Raw genomic sequence first — 15,429 nt, 5'->3', positions numbered from 1 at the left:
GCATGAACACCAAGCTGCACGCCATCTGCGACAGCCAAGGCCGACCGCTCAATCTGTTCGTGACCGCAGGACAGGTCAGCGATTACGTCGGTGCCCGAGCACTGGTGAGCCGTTTGCCCAGGGTGGACTGGCTGCTTGGCGATCGTGGCTATGACGCCGATTGGTTCCGAGAAGCGTTGAAAGACAAAGGGATACGGGCGTGTATCCCTGGCCGTAAACAGCGGAAGAAGCCAGTGAAGTACGACAAGCGTCGCTACAAGCGGCGCAACCGGATCGAAATCATGTTCGGCAGGCTGAAGGATTGGCGGCGTGTGGCAACCCGTTACGATAGATGCCCGAAAGTCTTCCTGTCAGCCATCGCCCTCGCCGCACTCGTTATTTACTGGTTGTGAGTCCTGACCCTAGAAACCTTGGCAAAGGCAGTTTGAAGGCCTTGGCCTCGCCACCCTTTGGGGAGGGCACAGTCAGCACGCCGTCTTGATCTAGATGTTCCCATTTCATTGATCTGGCGTCACCTGAGCGAAGCCCCGTTAGCAACATGACCAACCAACAGCAACGACGAACACGATCGTCTAATCCATCCGATTGACGCCAGAGCAAAGGCATCTCATCGGGGCCAACAGCCCAATCTCTTGCCTTTTCCTGGTTCATCCGAACACCCCGAGTGACAGGGTTGGGCGGAAGATCATGGGTTCTCGCAGCGTCGTTTATTAACAGCTTCAAAACACGCATTGCTCCGTTGGCACCGTAGGCTCCGGTTTTGCGGGTAATCTTCTCATGCAATGCTCTGACTGTGGCACGGTCAATTCGATCCACTGGGATTTTCTTCAGGGATGAAAGAGGTCCTTCGACCTTCTGCTGATACCAAGCCAATGTCCTTGGGCTTAGCTCCTGGCCACGCGTTGCAAAGTAGCTGTCTGCGACCTCGCTCAGGCTCGGTATGGCGTTCTTAGGCACTCTCGGGTCTTCACCACGACGCAATGTCAGGCGCAGTTCCTTCGCACGTTCTCGGGCCGATTTCAGCGACACCTCGTCAGTGCGACCAATGACGAAAGAAATATATCGATCAGTTCCGTCATTGATCCTGCCCATAAGTTTGTAGCTGGCGCTCTTTTTGCCAATGACGATACGCAGGCCACTGACGTCTGCATCATAGACCTGTGCACCTGCTTCTTGGGCATGGCGGATCTTGTCCACCACGCTTTGCGTGAGTTTGGTTGCCATGAGGCTATTCTCCTTTGTGATCCGGTTTCAGGCCCGGGCTAGGGCCCGGTTCTGATTAGGTCGCCTCAGGTCGTCTTGAGGCTGCATAGGAGAATTATGTCGTGTTTATATGGGCTTGCGGACCGCTATAAGACGCATAAGGTCAAAAAAGATGCTATGTGCTGTTACTTAAAATCTGTTGGGGCGTAGCCCCGTGTGGGTTCGAGTCCCACCGCCCGCACCACTTCTCCTCTGCTGCACTCATTTCCCGCCGCGTTGCCTTCAGGCCCCCCGCGCCACCCTTCCAAATGGCAAAAAATCCCCGCCGGAGGCAAAGCCAGGGGCGCGCCCCCGCAGCAAGGCACCACCCCCGAACCCGAGAACTACGCCGAATGTCGCCCGGCGCTCAGTCCCGTGTCCCGGCAAAGCGGGTTTCCCAATCTTCGCGCTGCTCGTCGGTGATCTTGGCGAAAAGCACTTCCGGCACGGTGAAGGCATGGCCCGGGGGCAATTGGCCCAGTGTCGTCTTCACGTTACCCGGCCAACCGGCGTCCGGGGCGCCCATGGCCTCCAGCATGGTCCGCGCGGCCTCCGGCACGAAGGGGGCGGACAGCACCGCGTAAAGCGGGATGAGGTTCAGCGCCAGCCGCACCTGCGCCGCCGCCCGGTCCGGGTCTGTCTTGAAGGTCGTCCAGGGGGCCTGCGCCTGCAGGTATTCGTTGCCCGCCGCCCAGATGGCGCGCAGCTCCTGCGCCGATTTGCGCACCTCGATGGCGTCCATCTGTGCCTCGTAGCGGGCGACCCGTTCGGTCAGGTCGGCGATCAGCGCCTCTTCCGCCGGCCCGTATGCGCCCGCCTCCGGCACCGTCTCGCCGAATTTCGAGCGGCAGAACTTGGTGATGCGGCTGACGAAATTGCCCAGCACATCCGCAAGATCCTTGTTCACCGAGGCCTGGAAATTCTCCCATGTGAATTCCGCGTCCGAGGTTTCGGGCGCATGGCTCAAGAGCCACCAGCGCCAGTAATCCGCCGGCAGAAGCGACAGCGCCTGATCCTGAAACACCCCCCGCCCGCGCGAGGTGGAGAATTGCCCGCCGTCGTAATTGAGGTAATTGAAGGACTTGATGTAATCCACCAGCTTCCACGGCTCGCCCGATCCCATGATGGTGGCGGGGAAGCTGAGCGTATGGAAGGGCACGTTGTCCTTGCCCATGAACTGGGTATAGCGCACGTCATCGGCCCCCCGGTCGGTGCGCCACCAGCTTTCCCAGTCGCTGCCCTTTCCGGCATCGACCCATTCCTGTGCCGCGGCGATATATTCGATGGGCGCGTCGAACCAGACGTAGAAGACCTTGCCCTCCATCCCCGGCCATGGCGCATCGCCCTTGCGAACGGGCACCCCCCAGTCGAGGTCGCGGGTGATCCCCCGGTCCTGCAGACCGTCGCCGTCATGCAGCCATTTCTTGGCGATGGAGGTCGTGAGGACCGGCCAGTCCTCCTTGCCGCGGATCCAGCTGTCCAGATCGTCCTTCATGCGGCTCTGGCGCAGGAAAAGATGCTTGGTCTCGCGCGTTTCCAGCTCGGTCGAGCCCGAAATCGTGCTGCGCGGCTCGATCAGGTCGGTGGGATCGAGCTGCTTTGTGCAATTGTCGCATTGGTCGCCCCGGGCGCTGTCGTAGCCGCAGTTGGGGCAGGTGCCCTCTATATAGCGGTCGGGCAGGAAACGCGCATCGGCCACGGAATAGACCTGCCGCTGGGTGACTTCCTCGATCAGGCCGGCATCCGCCAGCGCCCCCGCGAAATGCTGCGTGAGACGGTGGTTCTGCGCGCTGGAGGAGCGCCCGAAATGGTCGAAGGACAGCCCGAAGCCCGCTGCGATCTCGGCCTGCTGCTCATGCAGTTGGGCGCAATATTCGGCCACCGGCAACCCGGCCTTGGCCGCCGCCAGTTCCGCGGGCGTGCCATGTTCGTCCGTGGCGCAAAGAAATAGCACCTCGTGCCCGCGGGCGCGCAGGTAACGCGCAAAAAGATCGGCGGGCAACTGGCTGCCCACGAGATTGCCGAGGTGTTTGATCCCGTTGATATAGGGAAGCGCCGAGGTGATGAGGTGTCGGGTCACGCAACGAATGCCTTTGTTCTGAAGTCGGCCCGCTTTAGCAGGCCCGCCGCGGCTTGCCCAGCCTGTCGCGGGCCCGTTCCACACTCATCATCTGTCGCGGGGGCCGCTCCGCGCTCAGCCCTCGTCGCGCAGTTCGCCGTCGCGCTGGCGCCCGAAGAGGCGGCCCACCACGAAGGTGGTGCGCGGCGTGTTGACGTAGCGCGTCTTCCGGTGGCTGGCGGGCCGCGCGCGCATCCGGGTGAGCCCGAAAACCACCAGCACCGCATGGGCCGCCGCGATCAGCGTGAAGAGCGCGCCCGAGCCGTAGGCATCGATCAGAACGGAGGCGAGATAGGGCGCGAAAATCGCCCCGGCAGCGAACCAGAACATCAATGCGGCCGAAAGCTCCACCCGTTCGTCGGCGCTGGCGAAATCATGGGCATGGGCCGCCGCCACCGAATAGATGGGAAAGGTCGTCAGCCCGAAGAAACCCGCCGACAGCATGATGCCCCATGTGCCGAAACCGGTGGTCAGCATCGTGACGCCGGAACTGACGATGGCCGCGACCGACAGCCAGATCAGCACCCAGCGGCGGTCGAACTTGTCGGCCAGCCAGCCCACGGGATATTGCGCGATGGCCCCGCCCAGCACGAAGGCCGACAGGAACCACGCGATCTGCGCCGCCGTCAGTCCCACCTCCTGCCCATAGATCGGGCCCACCATCCGGAAGGAGGCGCTGGATACCGCCGCCACCACCACCCCCGCCGCGGCAAGCGGCGAGCGGTCCATCGCCAGCCGGGGCCGCAACCGGGGGGAGGCGGGAGTCTCCGGCTGCTGCACCCGCGTCAGCGTCAGCGGAATGAGCGCGGCGCAACAGACGATGGCCAGCAGGTTGTAGGAAACATAGGAGGCCGGGGCGAGAATGCCGACGATCATCTGCGCGGTCAGCGATCCGGTCATGTCCACCACCCGGTAGGTGCCCATGGTGCGCCCGCGGCTCTCGTTGGTGACCTTGGCCTGAAGCCATGCCTCGATGACCGTATAGCAGCCCGCCACGCAAAGGCCGGAGGCGACCCGCATCAACGCCCAGGCGTAGGGGTCGATCACCATCATATGCGCCATCAACCCGATGGCCCCCAGCGCGGTGAAGGCGGCGAAGGCGCGGCTGTGGCCCACGCTGCCCATCAGCCGGGGCGACCACCAGCAGCCGATGAAGAACCCCAGAAAATGCGCCGAGCCGAGAAAGCCGATTTCCTGCTTGGAAAAGCCGAGGGTGAGCCCCGACAGCACGTCCAGCGGACCCACGCCCCCGGTCGAAAGTTGCAGCAATATGACCGACAGGAAGAGGGCCGCGAAGGAGATCATCAGACGCATGCGCGCAGATTGGCGGCTTTGTCGGCGGAACCCAACCCGTATTACGACGCGTCACTGTCGTTTTCGTCAGGCCCGGGCGCTTGCGCGGCGGCAACGGGCCGCTAGGGTGACCACGCACAAGGCAAGAGGGCCGCAAGATGAAGATGAACCAACTGGGCGACAGCGGTATCGAGGTCTCCGAACTTTGCCTCGGATCGATGACATGGGGCACCCAGAACACGCCCAAAGAGGGCCACGCCCAGATCGACCGCGCGCTGGAGGCGGGGATCAACTTCATCGACACCGCCGAGATGTATCCAGTGAACCCCATCAAGGCGGAAACCGTGGGCCTGACCGAAGAGATCATCGGCCAGTGGATCGGCGCCTCGGGCCGCCGGAACGACGTGGTGCTGGCCACGAAACACTCCGGCGCGGGCTCCCACGCGCGCGATGGCGCGCCCATCACCGGCGATACGATCCCGCAGGCCATCGAAGGCTCGCTGAAGCGGTTGCAGACCGATGTGATCGACCTCTACCAGTTTCACTGGCCCAATCGGGGCAGCTACATGTTCCGCAAGAACTGGACCTACGATCCCTCCGATCAGGACCGCGCGGCGACGCTTGCCCATATGGTCGACTGTATGGGCGCACTTCAGCGCGAGGTGGAGCGGGGCACCATCCGCAGCTTCGGGCTCAGCAACGAAAGCGCATGGGGCCTGACCCAATGGTCCGCCGCCGCCGCGCGCAGCGGGGGGCCGCCGCCCGTCTCGGTCCAGAACGAATATTCGCTGATGTGCCGACTGGCCGATACCGACGTGGCGGAGACCTGCGTGAACGAGCGCATCGGCATGCTGGCCTTCTCGCCGCTGGCGGCGGGGATGCTCACCGGCAAATATCAGGGCGGTGCCGTGCCCGAGGGGTCGCGCATGTCGCTGAACCCGGAAATGGGCGGGCGCAAGACCGACCGGGCCTTCGAGGCGGTGGAGGCCTATCTGCAAGTGGCGCGGGAGCATGATCTGCACCCCGCGCAGATGGCGCTGGCATGGGCCTGCACCCGGTCCTTCATGACGTCGGTGATCTTCGGCGCGACGGATATGGATCAGCTGGGCACCGCGCTGGGCGCGGCCGATCTGGCCCTGTCGGACGCGGTGATGGAGGCGCTCGACGCCGCGCACCGCGCCCATCCCATGCCCTACTGACGCCTTCCCGAGAGGTGCACCGCGGGACCGGGGCCAGCCCCGGACCCCGGGATTTTTTGCCATTTGGAAGGCGCGCGGCGGTTCAGCCCATGGTGCTGCGCAGGGCGCGGGCGGATTGGCCATGCGCCTTGCGAAAGGCCCGTGCGAAAGCTGCCGGAGAGGCGAAGCCGGTGGCCGCCGCCACATCCTGCAAGGGCAGCGAGGTCTGGCGCACGAGGCGTTCCGCCTCTGTCAGGCGCAGGGCGAGGTAATGCGCCTGCGGCGTCCGGTCGAGCCGCCTGCGGAACTGGACCTGCAGCGCGCGGGCGCTGGTACCCAGCCGCCGCGCCAGCGTGGCGATGGGCAGGGGCGCGTCCAGCGTCGCTTCCATGATGGTCTGGGCGCGGGCGGTCAGCGCATTGTGGTTCAGCCCGGCGCCCCGGCTTTGCGGGCGGGTGGCCGGGGCCGCGAGATCGTAGATGAAGGTTCCCGCCACCCGGCTCGCCAGCGCAGGCCCGTGGGTTTCGCGGATGATATGCAGCATCATCTCGATGGCCGGGGCGGCGCCAGCACAGGTGAGGCAGGCGCCGCTGGCCTGAAACCGGGCGTTCACCACGTCGATCTCGGGAAAGGTGCTGGCGAACCGGTCGAGGTCTTCCCAATGGGTCGTGGCCTGCCCCCCGTCGAGCAGCCCGGCGCGCGCCATCACCCAAGGCCCGCCGTCGATCCCCGCGATGCGGCTGCCCCCAGCCGCGAGCCGCCGCAGGCTGGCCGAAAGCGCGGGGGTGGACTGCGCGTCGAGCTGGAAGCTGGCCAGAACAAGCAGCAGATCCGCGCCGTCTAGCCGGTGGATCGGACCCGCCGGGATGGCCAGCCCGCTGGTCAGCCGCACGGGCGCCTCCGCTGGCGTGACGAACTGCCAGTCGAAGAGCCGCTTGCCCGATTGCCGGTTGGCCGAGCGCAGCGGATCGACCGCCGCCGCGAAGGACAGCGTATTGGTGTCGTCCAGCACCAGCAGCGCGACGTTCATCGGTTTATTCTGTCGCAAGATGTCAAATCGGCTTCGCATCGGGTGAACTCTTGCGCCCCGTCTTCGGGCATCCTGCGCGCGAAATCAATAACGAGGAACGCCGCCATGCCGCTGCAAATGAACAAAGAGGTCTTCATCACCTGTGCCGTCACCGGCTCGGGCGGAACGCAGGACCGCAGCCCCCATGTGCCCCGCTCGCCCGAGCAGATCGCCGACAGCGCCATCGCCGCCGCCAAGGCCGGGGCCGCCATCGTGCATTGCCACGTCCGCGACCCCGAAACCGGCGCCCCCAGCCGCGATACGCGCATGTTCCGCGAAGTTACCGAACGGATCAGGGATGCGGACACCGACGTCGTGCTGAACCTGACCGCCGGCATGGGCGGCGATATCGTCTTCGGCGACGTGGAAAATCCCATGCAGCTTTCGCAGCAGGGCACCGACATGGCCGGGGCGAGCGAGAGGGTCGCCCATGTGGCCGACTGCCTGCCGGAGATCTGCACGCTCGACTGTGGCACGATGAACTTCGCCGAAGCCGATTACGTCATGACCAACACGCCGGGCATGCTGGTGGCCATGGGCCGCATGATGACAGAGCTTGGCGTCAAGCCCGAGATCGAGGCCTTCGATACCGGGCATCTGTGGTACGCCAAGCAGCTCGTGGCGGATGGGATTCTGGACAGCCCGGCGCTGGTGCAGCTTTGCATGGGCGTGCCCTGGGGCGCGCCAGATGACCTCAATACCTTCATGGCCATGGTCAACAACGTGCCGGACGACTGGACCTTTTCCGCCTTCGCGCTGGGGCGCAACCAGATGGCCTATGTCGCCGCCGCCGTGCTGGCGGGGGGCAACGTGCGCGTCGGGCTGGAGGACAACCTCTGGCTGGGCAAGGGCGAGCTGGCGCAGAACTGGCAACTGGTCGAGCGCGCGGTGACCATCGTGGAAAACATGGGCGCGAAGGTCATCGGCCCCGAAGAGGTCCGCCAGAAGCTCGGCCTGCAAAAGCGCGCCCCGAAGTGAGGGGCAGGCGCAGGGCCACGATGCTGGCCGGGCTGCTGGTGCTTACGGGCTGCGCGGTGCTCGCGCCCGCCCCCGAAGCGCCAACTTATCGTGATCCGGCGGCGGTGCTGGCCGGGTCCACCCGGTTCGACGCCGATCGCATGGCGGGCCGCTGGGTGGCTCGGGCCTGCATCGGGCCTTGTGCGCCCGCCGTCACCTTCGCCGTCAGCCAGACCGGCGCGGTGACGGAAACCGCGGCGGATGGCACAACCCGGACCTATGTGCCGACCGGCCCCGGCATCCTGCGGGCGCCGGACGGGGCGGAAACGCTCGTCGTCATGTGGGTCGATGAAGACTTCCGCACCGCCGCGCTCGGCTCCGCCACGGGCAGCCACGCCCGCATTCTTGACCGCGCGCCCGAGGGGGGCGCGGACCGCATTGAGGCCGCGCGCCGGATGCTCGATTTCAACGGCTGGGACACCGGCCAACTGAGGACAATGCAATGACGACACGAACGGCAGCGATCATCGGGGGTGGCGTGATCGGCGGCGGCTGGGCCGCGCGCTTCGCGCTCAACGGCTGGGCGGTGCGGGTCTATGACCCGGACCCGCAGGCGCAGCGCAAGATCGCGGAAGTGATGGGCAATGCGCGCCGATCCCTGCCCGGGCTCACGGATGCCGCGCTCCCCCCCGAGGGGGCGATCACCTTCCACGGTGACATCGCCGAAGCGGTGACGGGTGCGGAATGGATACAGGAAAGCGTGCCCGAACGCCTCGACATCAAGCATGAGACTTTCGCGGCGATCCAAGCGGCCTGCGAGCCTGAGGCGATCATCGGCTCCTCCACTTCCGGGTTCAAGCCGTCGGAGCTGGGGCAGGGGGTCGCGCGCCCGGGGCAGATCATGGTGGCCCATCCCTTCAACCCCGTCTACCTGCTGCCGCTGGTCGAACTGGTCCCCACGCCGGAGGCCACGGCCGATCAGATCGACCGCGCCAAGGCCACGCTCACCGCGCTCGGCATGTATCCCCTGCATCTACGCAAGGAGATCGACGCCCATGTGGCGGACCGTTTCCTCGAAGCGGTCTGGCGCGAGGCGCTTTGGCTGGTGAAGGACGGCATCGCCACCACGGAAGAGATCGACAACGCCATCCGCTACGGTTTCGGCATCCGCTGGGCGCAGATGGGCCTGTTCGAGACCTACCGCGTGGCGGGGGGCGAAGCGGGCATGAAGCACTTCATGGCGCAGTTCGGCCCGGCGCTGAAATGGCCATGGACCAAGCTGATGGATGTGCCCGAATTCAACGACGGCCTCGTGGACCTGATCGCGGGCCAGTCCGACGCGCAATCGGGTCAGTTCACCATCCGCGAGCTAGAGCGCGCGCGCGACAACAACCTCGTGTCGATGATGCGCGCGCTCAAGGCGCAGAACTGGGGGGCGGGGGCGCTCGTCAACGCCCATGAAACCCTGCTGCGCGCCGATACGCCGCTGGCCGCGCGGGCGGCCGAAATCGCCGATCCCGCCGCCCCGGTGCTGACGGCCCGCCGCGCCGTGCCGCTCGACTGGACGGATTACAACGGCCACATGACCGAATCGCGCTACCTGCAGGCTTTCGCCGATGCGACGGACCGCTTCATGGAGATCATCGGCTGCGATGCCGCCTATATCGCCTCGGGCGGCAGCTATTTCACCGCCGAAACCCACATCCGCCACGTGGACGAGGTCCATGCCGGCGCGGTGATCGAGATCACGACCCGCGTGTTGTCGGGCGGCGGCAAGAAGATGCACCTCTGGCACGAAATGCGCGAAGGCGACAGGCTGCTGGCCACGGGCGAGCATTTTCTGCTCCATGTCAGTCTTGACACCCGCAAACCCGCCGATCCCGCGCCGGAGATCGACGCGGCGCTCCGCCGCTTTGCCGAGGCGCAGGCCGATTTGCCCACCCCGGAGGGCGTCGGGCGCGCCGTGGGGCAGCGGCCGTGAAACGGGTGCTGATCACCGCCGGGGCCGCGGGCATCGGGCGGGCCATGGGCACCGCCTTCGCCGCGGCGGGCTACGAGGTCTGGGTGAGCGATGTCGACGCCGCAGCCCTGCGGGCCTGCCCCGAAGACTGGCAGCGGCGCGAGGCCCCCGCCGATGACGAAGCGGCCATGCGCGACCTGCTGGCCGAGATGGGGCAACTGGACGTGCTCTGCGCCAACGCGGGCATTGCGGGCCCCACCGCCCCGATCGAGGAGGTGGCTCTGGGCGACTGGCGCGCCTGCGTGGGCGTCAACCTCGAAGGCGCGTTCCTGGCCGCCAAACACGCGGCCCCGCTGATGAAAAAGGCGCAACGCGGCGCGATCATCGTGACCTCCTCGACAGCGGGGATCTACGGCTACCCGAACCGCGCCCCCTATGCGGCGGCGAAATGGGGCGTCATCGGCCTGATGAAGACGCTGGCGATGGAACTCGGCCCCCACGGCATCCGCGCCAACGCCATCTGCCCCGGTGCCGTCGAAGGCCCCCGCATGGAAGGCGTGCTGACGCGCGAAGCCGCCGCCAAGGGCATGACCCGCGATCAGGTCTACGAAGGCTATGCCGCGGGCACGTCGATGCGCAGCTTCGTCACCGCGCAGGATGTGGCCGACATGGCGGTCTTTCTCGCCTCCAACGCCGCGCGCATGGTCTCGGGTCAAGTCATCGCCGTCGACGGCCACACCGAGAACCCGGACCCGAAACTGGCGGTAGCGCGGTGATGGTGCGTTTCGCTGCGATGAGCGGATGGTGCGACCAGAATGTAATCCGTTTGACGTAGATCGGACTTGCAGCCTTAGGCTATCGGAACTGGGTACCAGTTTAACACAAGGGTATTCGAAAATGGACATGAACCAAGTGACGGTTGAAGCACGCGACTTTGACGAGGCAGTGGCATTTTATACCACAATTGGCCTGCGATTAATCGTGTCGGAAAGAGATGAATATGCGCGTTTCGAGTTTCCGACTGGCTCAAGCACATTTTCACTTTACGTCTCAGATAATCCAGTTGCTGGAAACACAGTGCTGTATTTTGAAGTTGATGACGTCGACAAAAAATTCATGGAACTTTGCAATTTAGGGGTCAAGTTTGATATGCCTCCCACCGATCAGACCTATCGTTGGAGGACGGCACATTTTACTGATCCCACTGGAAACAAGCTGTGCTTATTCCATGCCGGCAATGAACGCCGCTTTCCACCTTGGCGCCTCACTGACTAATGCATTTGCAGCGACAATATAAAACAGGATGTAAACTATCATTTTCGTCTCCGTGGCACGATGACTAAGGGCCTCACGATACCATAATTCCGCGCCCCCCGCGCCACTCCTCCGCGAAGTGCCGCGTTCCCCAAGCGCGGCGCTGACCTGCCGCCCCTTCCAAATGGCCCAAAATCCCCGCCGGAGGCTCCCGCCCTTGCCCGGTCCACCCCGGTCAGCGGATAAGCGCGCGCATCTCCCGGATCATGCCGGGCAGGTCGCGCGCGGTGTGGCTCGCCTCCCGCACCAGCACGTCGAAATCCTGGGTAAAGGTCTCGATCCGCTGGCGGTCGCGGAACGCCATGTAGTGGCCGCCGGTGTAGAACACCGCCAGCAGCGTTCCGAAGACGGTGACCGGCGCCGAATAGAGCCTGCGCGCGTCGAACAGGTAGATGCGCAGCCGGGGGTAGAGCTGCCGGGTCAGCATCTCCATGTGGTCGGCCTGCGCCAGCCGCACCGGGGCGGGCAGGCCGGTGTAATAGCCGGTGCCGCGAATGAAGCTTTCCATCTCGTAGATCGGCATCGCGATTTCGTAATCGGAGTGTGACTCCCGCATCCAGTCCAGCCGGTCGCGCGAGGCATTGATCGCCTGCTGGGCGGAGCGCCCCAAGTGGGGGCCGTACTCCCATTCCAGCATGGCGTCGGTCTTCAGCATGTCCGGCAGTGCCGCCGGGACATGGCGGATCTTGTAGCCCGCGGCCTCCCGGTGCCAGTCAAAGATCGTCTGGTCCACCAGCGCGCGCGGGGCCTGCGACACCTCCAGCGCGGCGGCCACCAGATCGGCGGCGGATTCGGGCCGGTTCGACAGACCCAGCAGCCAGTCGCTCGATACGCCCAGCGCCGCGGCGGCGCCCGCCACCAGATGGGCGCCGGGCATCCGTGCGCCGGTATCGGACAGCGCCTGCGACAGGGTGGAGCGGTCCACCCCCACCGCCCGCGCCAGCGCCGCGCGCGATATGCCCGCAGTCGCCATCGCGGCGGTCAGCCGGTCCCGGAACAGGGCGGCGCGGTCTGCTTTGCTGAGTTTATGCGGCATGTGGTGAGTAATATCACCAAACGGAAGCAATGTTAACTCTTATCCAAATGGCCCGCAAAGCCTGCCGCTCATAGATAAATGACAAAGCAAAAAAAGGAGCGGCAGGAAAATGAACGGTCATGCACCCGCAGGATTGGTTAACGTACCGCAACGCGGAGTAAGTCTCCCCGTCAATCGGGGCCGTGCCCGCGCCGCCCTCCGGGCCCTTGCGCGGGTGGAATGGCCCACCCTCGCGGTCTTTACGGCCACGCTGGTGGGCTGGGCGCTGGTTCTGGGCCTTGCCGGGCATCAGCCGCTGGTGGCCGTCCCGATCCTCGCGCTTCTGCTGGCGCTTCATTCCTCGCTCAGCCACGAGCTTCTGCATGGCCACCCCTTCGGCTCGGTCCGGGCCTCGACCGCCCTCGGCCTCGTCCAGCCGGGCCTGTTCATCCCCTACCTGCGGTTCCGCCGCCTGCATCTGGCCCATCATCAGGACGCAAGGCTGACCGATCCCTATGACGATCCCGAAAGCAACTACCTTGATCCGCTGGCATGGGCCCGTCTGCCGCGCTGGCGGCGCATCCTGCTGGAATGCAACAACACGCTGCTGGGGCGCATGACGCTGGGGCCTGCCATCGGGCTCTGGCGGTTTGTCGCGGGCGATGTGCGCGCGTGGTGGCGGGGCGATCCGCATGTGGCACGGGACTGGGCGCTGCATCTGCCGGGTGCGGCGCTGGTGCTCTGGGCGGTGGCGGCATCGCCGCTTTCGCTGCTGGCCTATGGGCTGGCCTGCTACGGCGCGCTGTCGATCCTGCGCATCCGCACCTTTCTGGAGCATCGCGCCCATGACCACCCCGCCGCCCGCAGCGTCATCATCGAGGACCGTGGGTTGCTGGCCTTCTTGTTCCTGAACAACAATCTGCACGTCGTCCATCACATGCACCCGGGCGTGGCGTGGTACCGGCTGCCCGCGCTCTACCGGGCGCGGCGCGACAGGTATCTGCGGCGCAACGGCGGATATGTCTATCCGTCCTACGGCGCGGTCTTCCGGGCCTTTCTGCTGCGCGCGAAGGATCCGGTCGCACATCCCGGCTGGCGCGACGACGCCTGATCCGCCTATAGACGGGAATGGACGCTTTCCTTCCCGATCTGTGGATCCTCGTCACCCTTGCCGCCGCCGTCTTCCAGACCGGCCGGTTCATGCTGCAGAAGATGCTGGCGCAGGCCACGCTCAGCGCCGCGGGGGCGACCTTTTCGCGGTTCCTCTATTCCGCGCCCTTCATCCTGGCGCTGGTGGCGATCTACCTGCCCGGCAGCGGCAACAGCCTGCCCGCGCTCGCCCCCGGCTTCTGGCTTTTTGGCCTTGCAGGCGGAACCGCCCAGATCCTCGCCACCGTCTGCGTGGTACTGCTGTTCAAGCAGCGTAATTTCGCGGTCGGCATCACCTTCAAGAAAACCGAGGTGATCCAGACCGTGCTGGTGGGCTGGCTGGTGCTGGGCGAAGGCGTCAGCCCGCTGGGCTTCGTCGCGATCGGCATCGGCGTGGCGGGGCTGCTGGTGCTGTCCGGCGGGCCGGAGACCCGCGGCTGGCGGCTGGGCGATCTGCGCAACCGGGCGGCGGGCCTGGGCATCGCCTCGGGGTTTCTGTTTGCGATATCGGCGGTCTGCTATCGGGGCGCCACGCTTTCGGTGCAGACGGATGACGCTTTTCTGCGCGCCGCCGTCACGCTGGCGGCGGTGGTGGCCATGCAGACGGCGATCATGACCCTCTGGCTGCGGCTGCGCGAACCGGGGCAGATGCGTGCCGTCTGGCGCGCGCGGCGCGTGGCGGTCTGGATCGGCCTGACCTCCATGGGCGGCTCGCTGTGCTGGTTCATCGCCTTCACGCTGCAGAACGCCGCCTACGTCAAGGCGCTGGGGCAGGTGGAACTGATCCTGAGCGTCGCCGCCTCCACCCTGTTCTTCCGCGAAAGCATCACCGCCCGGGAATGGGCCGGAATGGCGGTGCTGGTCGTGTCGATCCTGATGCTTGTTCTCGTGACCTGACCGCGCGGCTCCGTCACGGGGCGGTCACTCCGTCGGCAGATGCCCCCGCAACCGCAGAAACAGGCTTTCCTCGTCGCTGTTCTTGAAGAACGGGACGGAGGCGGGCGGGGCGGTATCGCGGGCGCGGGCCTCCACCTCCGCCAGCACGACTTCGGTGATGAAGGGCATGTCGAAGGCGCGCGCATCCGACAGGGCGACCCATTGCAGATGGCTCAACTCGTCACAGGCGGCACCGAAATCATCGAGGTCACTGGCGATGTCACCCGCATCCACGAGAAAGAAGCGCGCGTCGAAGCGGCGCGGGCGCCCCGGCGGGGTCAGCGCGCGGAACACGAATTGCAAAGGCGCGGCATGGGGCACATGGCCCGTTTCCGCAAAGCGCGTCCAGTCCTCGGGCACCGGGCCCTCCCAGTCGCCGGGCTTGCCCAGCACCAGCCCCGTCTCTTCCCACAGCTCGCGGATCGCGGCGGCGGCCAGCGCATTGGCGAACCCCGGTTCGGCATCTTCGGCCAGCCGGGCGGCGCAGGTCTCGGGCAATTCACTGGCAAGTGGTACATAGGCGTCGCCCGCGTCCACGGCCCCGCCGGGAAAGACGAACTTGTTGGGCATGAAGGCCGCCTTGGCGCCGCGCTGACCCATCAGGATGCGGGGGCTTTCGTGCCGGTCGCGGATCACGATCACGGTGGCCGCATTGCGGATCTGGCTCTTGTCGATGGTCATTCTGCGCTCCCGGCGGCTGGCTGCGACATTGGGGAGGGGGCGGTTCAGCTGGCGCGGCCGAAGCCGCCCATTTCCTTCGCCCATTGAAATCCGATCAAGGCGCCCTTCAGTCTGGGCAGAAGGTAAAGCGACAGGCCGACACATCCAACCGCAAAAATGGTAAAGAGAGTCAGAGGCTCGGGCCGCCATGTGACAAAGACAATATGCAGCATCGGGGCCAGCAGATGCCCCACGATCAGGATGGTCAGATAGGCCGGCCCGTCGTCGGCGCGGTGATGAAAGAACTCCTGCCCGCAGACCGCGCAGTCATGGTTCACCTTCAGATAGCTTTTGAGCAACGGGCCGGAGCCGCAATTGGGGCAGCGGTTGCGCCAGCCCCGGAAGATCGCGGGCCAGCGGGCGCGTTCGCCCGAGGTATCGGCCGCTGCGGCGGGGTCCGGGGTGGGGGCGTGTTGCTGCATAGGGCGCTTTCCTGCTTGGAGTTCTAGATGCGCACAAACGGCCCCGATTGAAAGG

At 65.7% G+C, this 15,429-nt stretch carries 16 protein-coding genes; 9 read left to right on the top strand and 7 right to left on the bottom strand.

Features of this window, described 5'->3' with window-relative positions:
• Positions 1 to 392: IS5 family transposase (locus A3728_RS08905; protein ID WP_067922343.1), on the top strand; the 392-nt coding region annotated here is incomplete at its 5' end.
• Here A3728_RS08905 and A3728_RS08900 read toward each other — a convergent pair.
• The 3 genes from A3728_RS08900 to A3728_RS08890 form a co-directional block, all read right to left on the bottom strand.
• On the bottom strand, positions 376 to 1,224 hold the full coding sequence (locus A3728_RS08900; protein ID WP_067922339.1) for a tyrosine-type recombinase/integrase: 849 nt from the start codon (positions 1,222 to 1,224) through the stop codon (positions 376 to 378). The two genes, A3728_RS08905 and A3728_RS08900, sit on opposite strands and share 17 nt — an antisense overlap.
• A 385-nt stretch (positions 1,225 to 1,609) precedes the next feature.
• Positions 1,610 to 3,322 (bottom strand): methionine--tRNA ligase, encoded by a 1,713-nt coding sequence (gene metG, locus A3728_RS08895; protein ID WP_067922335.1) that lies wholly within the window; start codon positions 3,320 to 3,322, stop codon positions 1,610 to 1,612.
• 114 nt (positions 3,323 to 3,436) lie between these two features.
• Positions 3,437 to 4,675, bottom strand: coding sequence for an MFS transporter (locus tag A3728_RS08890; RefSeq protein ID WP_067922333.1), 1,239 nt, complete (start codon positions 4,673 to 4,675; stop codon positions 3,437 to 3,439).
• Positions 4,676 to 4,812: 137 nt separating this feature from the next.
• Here A3728_RS08890 and A3728_RS08885 point away from each other — a divergent pair, with 137 nt between their 5' ends.
• The gene (locus A3728_RS08885) at positions 4,813 to 5,853 is read left to right on the top strand and encodes an aldo/keto reductase (RefSeq protein WP_067922330.1); all 1,041 of its coding nucleotides are present in this window, start codon (positions 4,813 to 4,815) and stop codon (positions 5,851 to 5,853) included.
• Positions 5,854 to 5,935: 82 nt separating this feature from the next.
• Here A3728_RS08885 and A3728_RS08880 read toward each other — a convergent pair whose 3' ends face one another.
• Positions 5,936 to 6,862 (bottom strand): GlxA family transcriptional regulator, encoded by a 927-nt coding sequence (locus A3728_RS08880; protein ID WP_236628131.1) that lies wholly within the window; start codon positions 6,860 to 6,862, stop codon positions 5,936 to 5,938.
• A 105-nt stretch (positions 6,863 to 6,967) separates the two neighbouring features.
• On the opposite strand from A3728_RS08880, the gene A3728_RS08875 reads away from it, so the two are divergent.
• From A3728_RS08875 to A3728_RS22290, 5 genes are all read left to right on the top strand, one after another.
• Positions 6,968 to 7,879 carry a 3-keto-5-aminohexanoate cleavage protein gene (locus tag A3728_RS08875; protein WP_067922324.1) on the top strand — a complete coding sequence of 304 codons (912 nt, stop codon included), beginning with the start codon at positions 6,968 to 6,970 and terminating at the stop codon, positions 7,877 to 7,879.
• 20 nt (positions 7,880 to 7,899) lie between these two features.
• Positions 7,900 to 8,364, top strand: coding sequence for a hypothetical protein (locus A3728_RS08870; protein ID WP_067922321.1), 465 nt, complete (start codon positions 7,900 to 7,902; stop codon positions 8,362 to 8,364).
• Positions 8,361 to 9,839, top strand: coding sequence for a carnitine 3-dehydrogenase (locus tag A3728_RS08865; RefSeq protein ID WP_067922318.1), 1,479 nt, complete (start codon positions 8,361 to 8,363; stop codon positions 9,837 to 9,839). The genes A3728_RS08870 and A3728_RS08865 overlap by 4 nt, the downstream gene beginning before the upstream one ends.
• Positions 9,836 to 10,594, top strand: a complete 759-nt coding sequence (locus A3728_RS08860) for an SDR family oxidoreductase (RefSeq protein ID WP_067922315.1) — start codon at positions 9,836 to 9,838, stop codon at positions 10,592 to 10,594. Before A3728_RS08865 ends, A3728_RS08860 begins: the two co-directional genes overlap by 4 nt.
• Positions 10,595 to 10,715: 121 nt before the next feature.
• Complete coding sequence (locus A3728_RS22290; RefSeq protein WP_161487217.1) at positions 10,716 to 11,093, top strand: VOC family protein; 378 nt, start codon at positions 10,716 to 10,718, stop codon at positions 11,091 to 11,093.
• Positions 11,094 to 11,307: 214 nt separating this feature from the next.
• Here A3728_RS22290 and A3728_RS08855 read toward each other — a convergent pair whose 3' ends face one another.
• Positions 11,308 to 12,168 carry a helix-turn-helix domain-containing protein gene (locus A3728_RS08855; RefSeq protein ID WP_067922311.1) on the bottom strand — a complete coding sequence of 287 codons (861 nt, stop codon included), beginning with the start codon at positions 12,166 to 12,168 and terminating at the stop codon, positions 11,308 to 11,310.
• Positions 12,169 to 12,382: 214 nt separating this feature from the next.
• On the opposite strand from A3728_RS08855, the gene A3728_RS08850 reads away from it, so the two are divergent.
• Entirely contained in the window at positions 12,383 to 13,258 is an 876-nt protein-coding gene (locus A3728_RS08850; protein ID WP_067922349.1) for a fatty acid desaturase, read from the top strand.
• Positions 13,259 to 13,275: 17 nt separating this feature from the next.
• Complete coding sequence (locus A3728_RS08845) at positions 13,276 to 14,193, top strand: DMT family transporter (RefSeq protein ID WP_067922308.1); 918 nt, start codon at positions 13,276 to 13,278, stop codon at positions 14,191 to 14,193.
• Between the two features lie 24 nt (positions 14,194 to 14,217).
• Here A3728_RS08845 and A3728_RS08840 read toward each other — a convergent pair whose 3' ends face one another.
• Positions 14,218 to 14,913, bottom strand: a complete 696-nt coding sequence (locus A3728_RS08840) for an NUDIX hydrolase (RefSeq protein ID WP_067922346.1) — start codon at positions 14,911 to 14,913, stop codon at positions 14,218 to 14,220.
• Between the two features lie 44 nt (positions 14,914 to 14,957).
• A complete protein-coding gene (locus tag A3728_RS08835; RefSeq protein WP_067922305.1) occupies positions 14,958 to 15,374 on the bottom strand; it encodes a DUF983 domain-containing protein in 417 nt (138 codons plus the stop codon).
• Positions 15,375 to 15,429: the final 55 nt, after the last annotated feature.

Source organism: Sulfitobacter sp. HI0040 (genome assembly GCF_001634885.1).
Lineage (GTDB): Bacteria > Pseudomonadota > Alphaproteobacteria > Rhodobacterales > Rhodobacteraceae > Sulfitobacter.
The sequence above is the reverse complement of the archived record's forward strand: the minus strand, read 5'-3'. Positions and strand labels throughout refer to the sequence as shown.

What these genes read in the sequence shown, in the direction of transcription:
- A3728_RS08890 (WP_067922333.1), bottom strand. Translation starts at nt 4,675, where the DNA reads ATGCGTCTGATGATCTCCTTCGCGGCCCTCTTCCTGTCGGTCATATTG.
- A3728_RS08865 (WP_067922318.1), top strand. Translation starts at nt 8,361, where the DNA reads ATGACGACACGAACGGCAGCGATCATCGGGGGTGGCGTGATCGGCGGC.
- A3728_RS08855 (WP_067922311.1), bottom strand. Translation starts at nt 12,168, where the DNA reads ATGCCGCATAAACTCAGCAAAGCAGACCGCGCCGCCCTGTTCCGGGAC.
- A3728_RS22290 (WP_161487217.1), top strand. Translation starts at nt 10,716, where the DNA reads ATGGACATGAACCAAGTGACGGTTGAAGCACGCGACTTTGACGAGGCA.
- A3728_RS08875 (WP_067922324.1), top strand. Translation starts at nt 6,968, where the DNA reads ATGCCGCTGCAAATGAACAAAGAGGTCTTCATCACCTGTGCCGTCACC.
- A3728_RS08885 (WP_067922330.1), top strand. Translation starts at nt 4,813, where the DNA reads ATGAAGATGAACCAACTGGGCGACAGCGGTATCGAGGTCTCCGAACTT.
- A3728_RS08880 (WP_236628131.1), bottom strand. Translation starts at nt 6,862, where the DNA reads ATGAACGTCGCGCTGCTGGTGCTGGACGACACCAATACGCTGTCCTTC.
- A3728_RS08845 (WP_067922308.1), top strand. Translation starts at nt 13,276, where the DNA reads ATGGACGCTTTCCTTCCCGATCTGTGGATCCTCGTCACCCTTGCCGCC.
- A3728_RS08840 (WP_067922346.1), bottom strand. Translation starts at nt 14,913, where the DNA reads ATGACCATCGACAAGAGCCAGATCCGCAATGCGGCCACCGTGATCGTG.
- A3728_RS08835 (WP_067922305.1), bottom strand. Translation starts at nt 15,374, where the DNA reads ATGCAGCAACACGCCCCCACCCCGGACCCCGCCGCAGCGGCCGATACC.
- A3728_RS08870 (WP_067922321.1), top strand. Translation starts at nt 7,900, where the DNA reads ATGCTGGCCGGGCTGCTGGTGCTTACGGGCTGCGCGGTGCTCGCGCCC.
- A3728_RS08900 (WP_067922339.1), bottom strand. Translation starts at nt 1,224, where the DNA reads ATGGCAACCAAACTCACGCAAAGCGTGGTGGACAAGATCCGCCATGCC.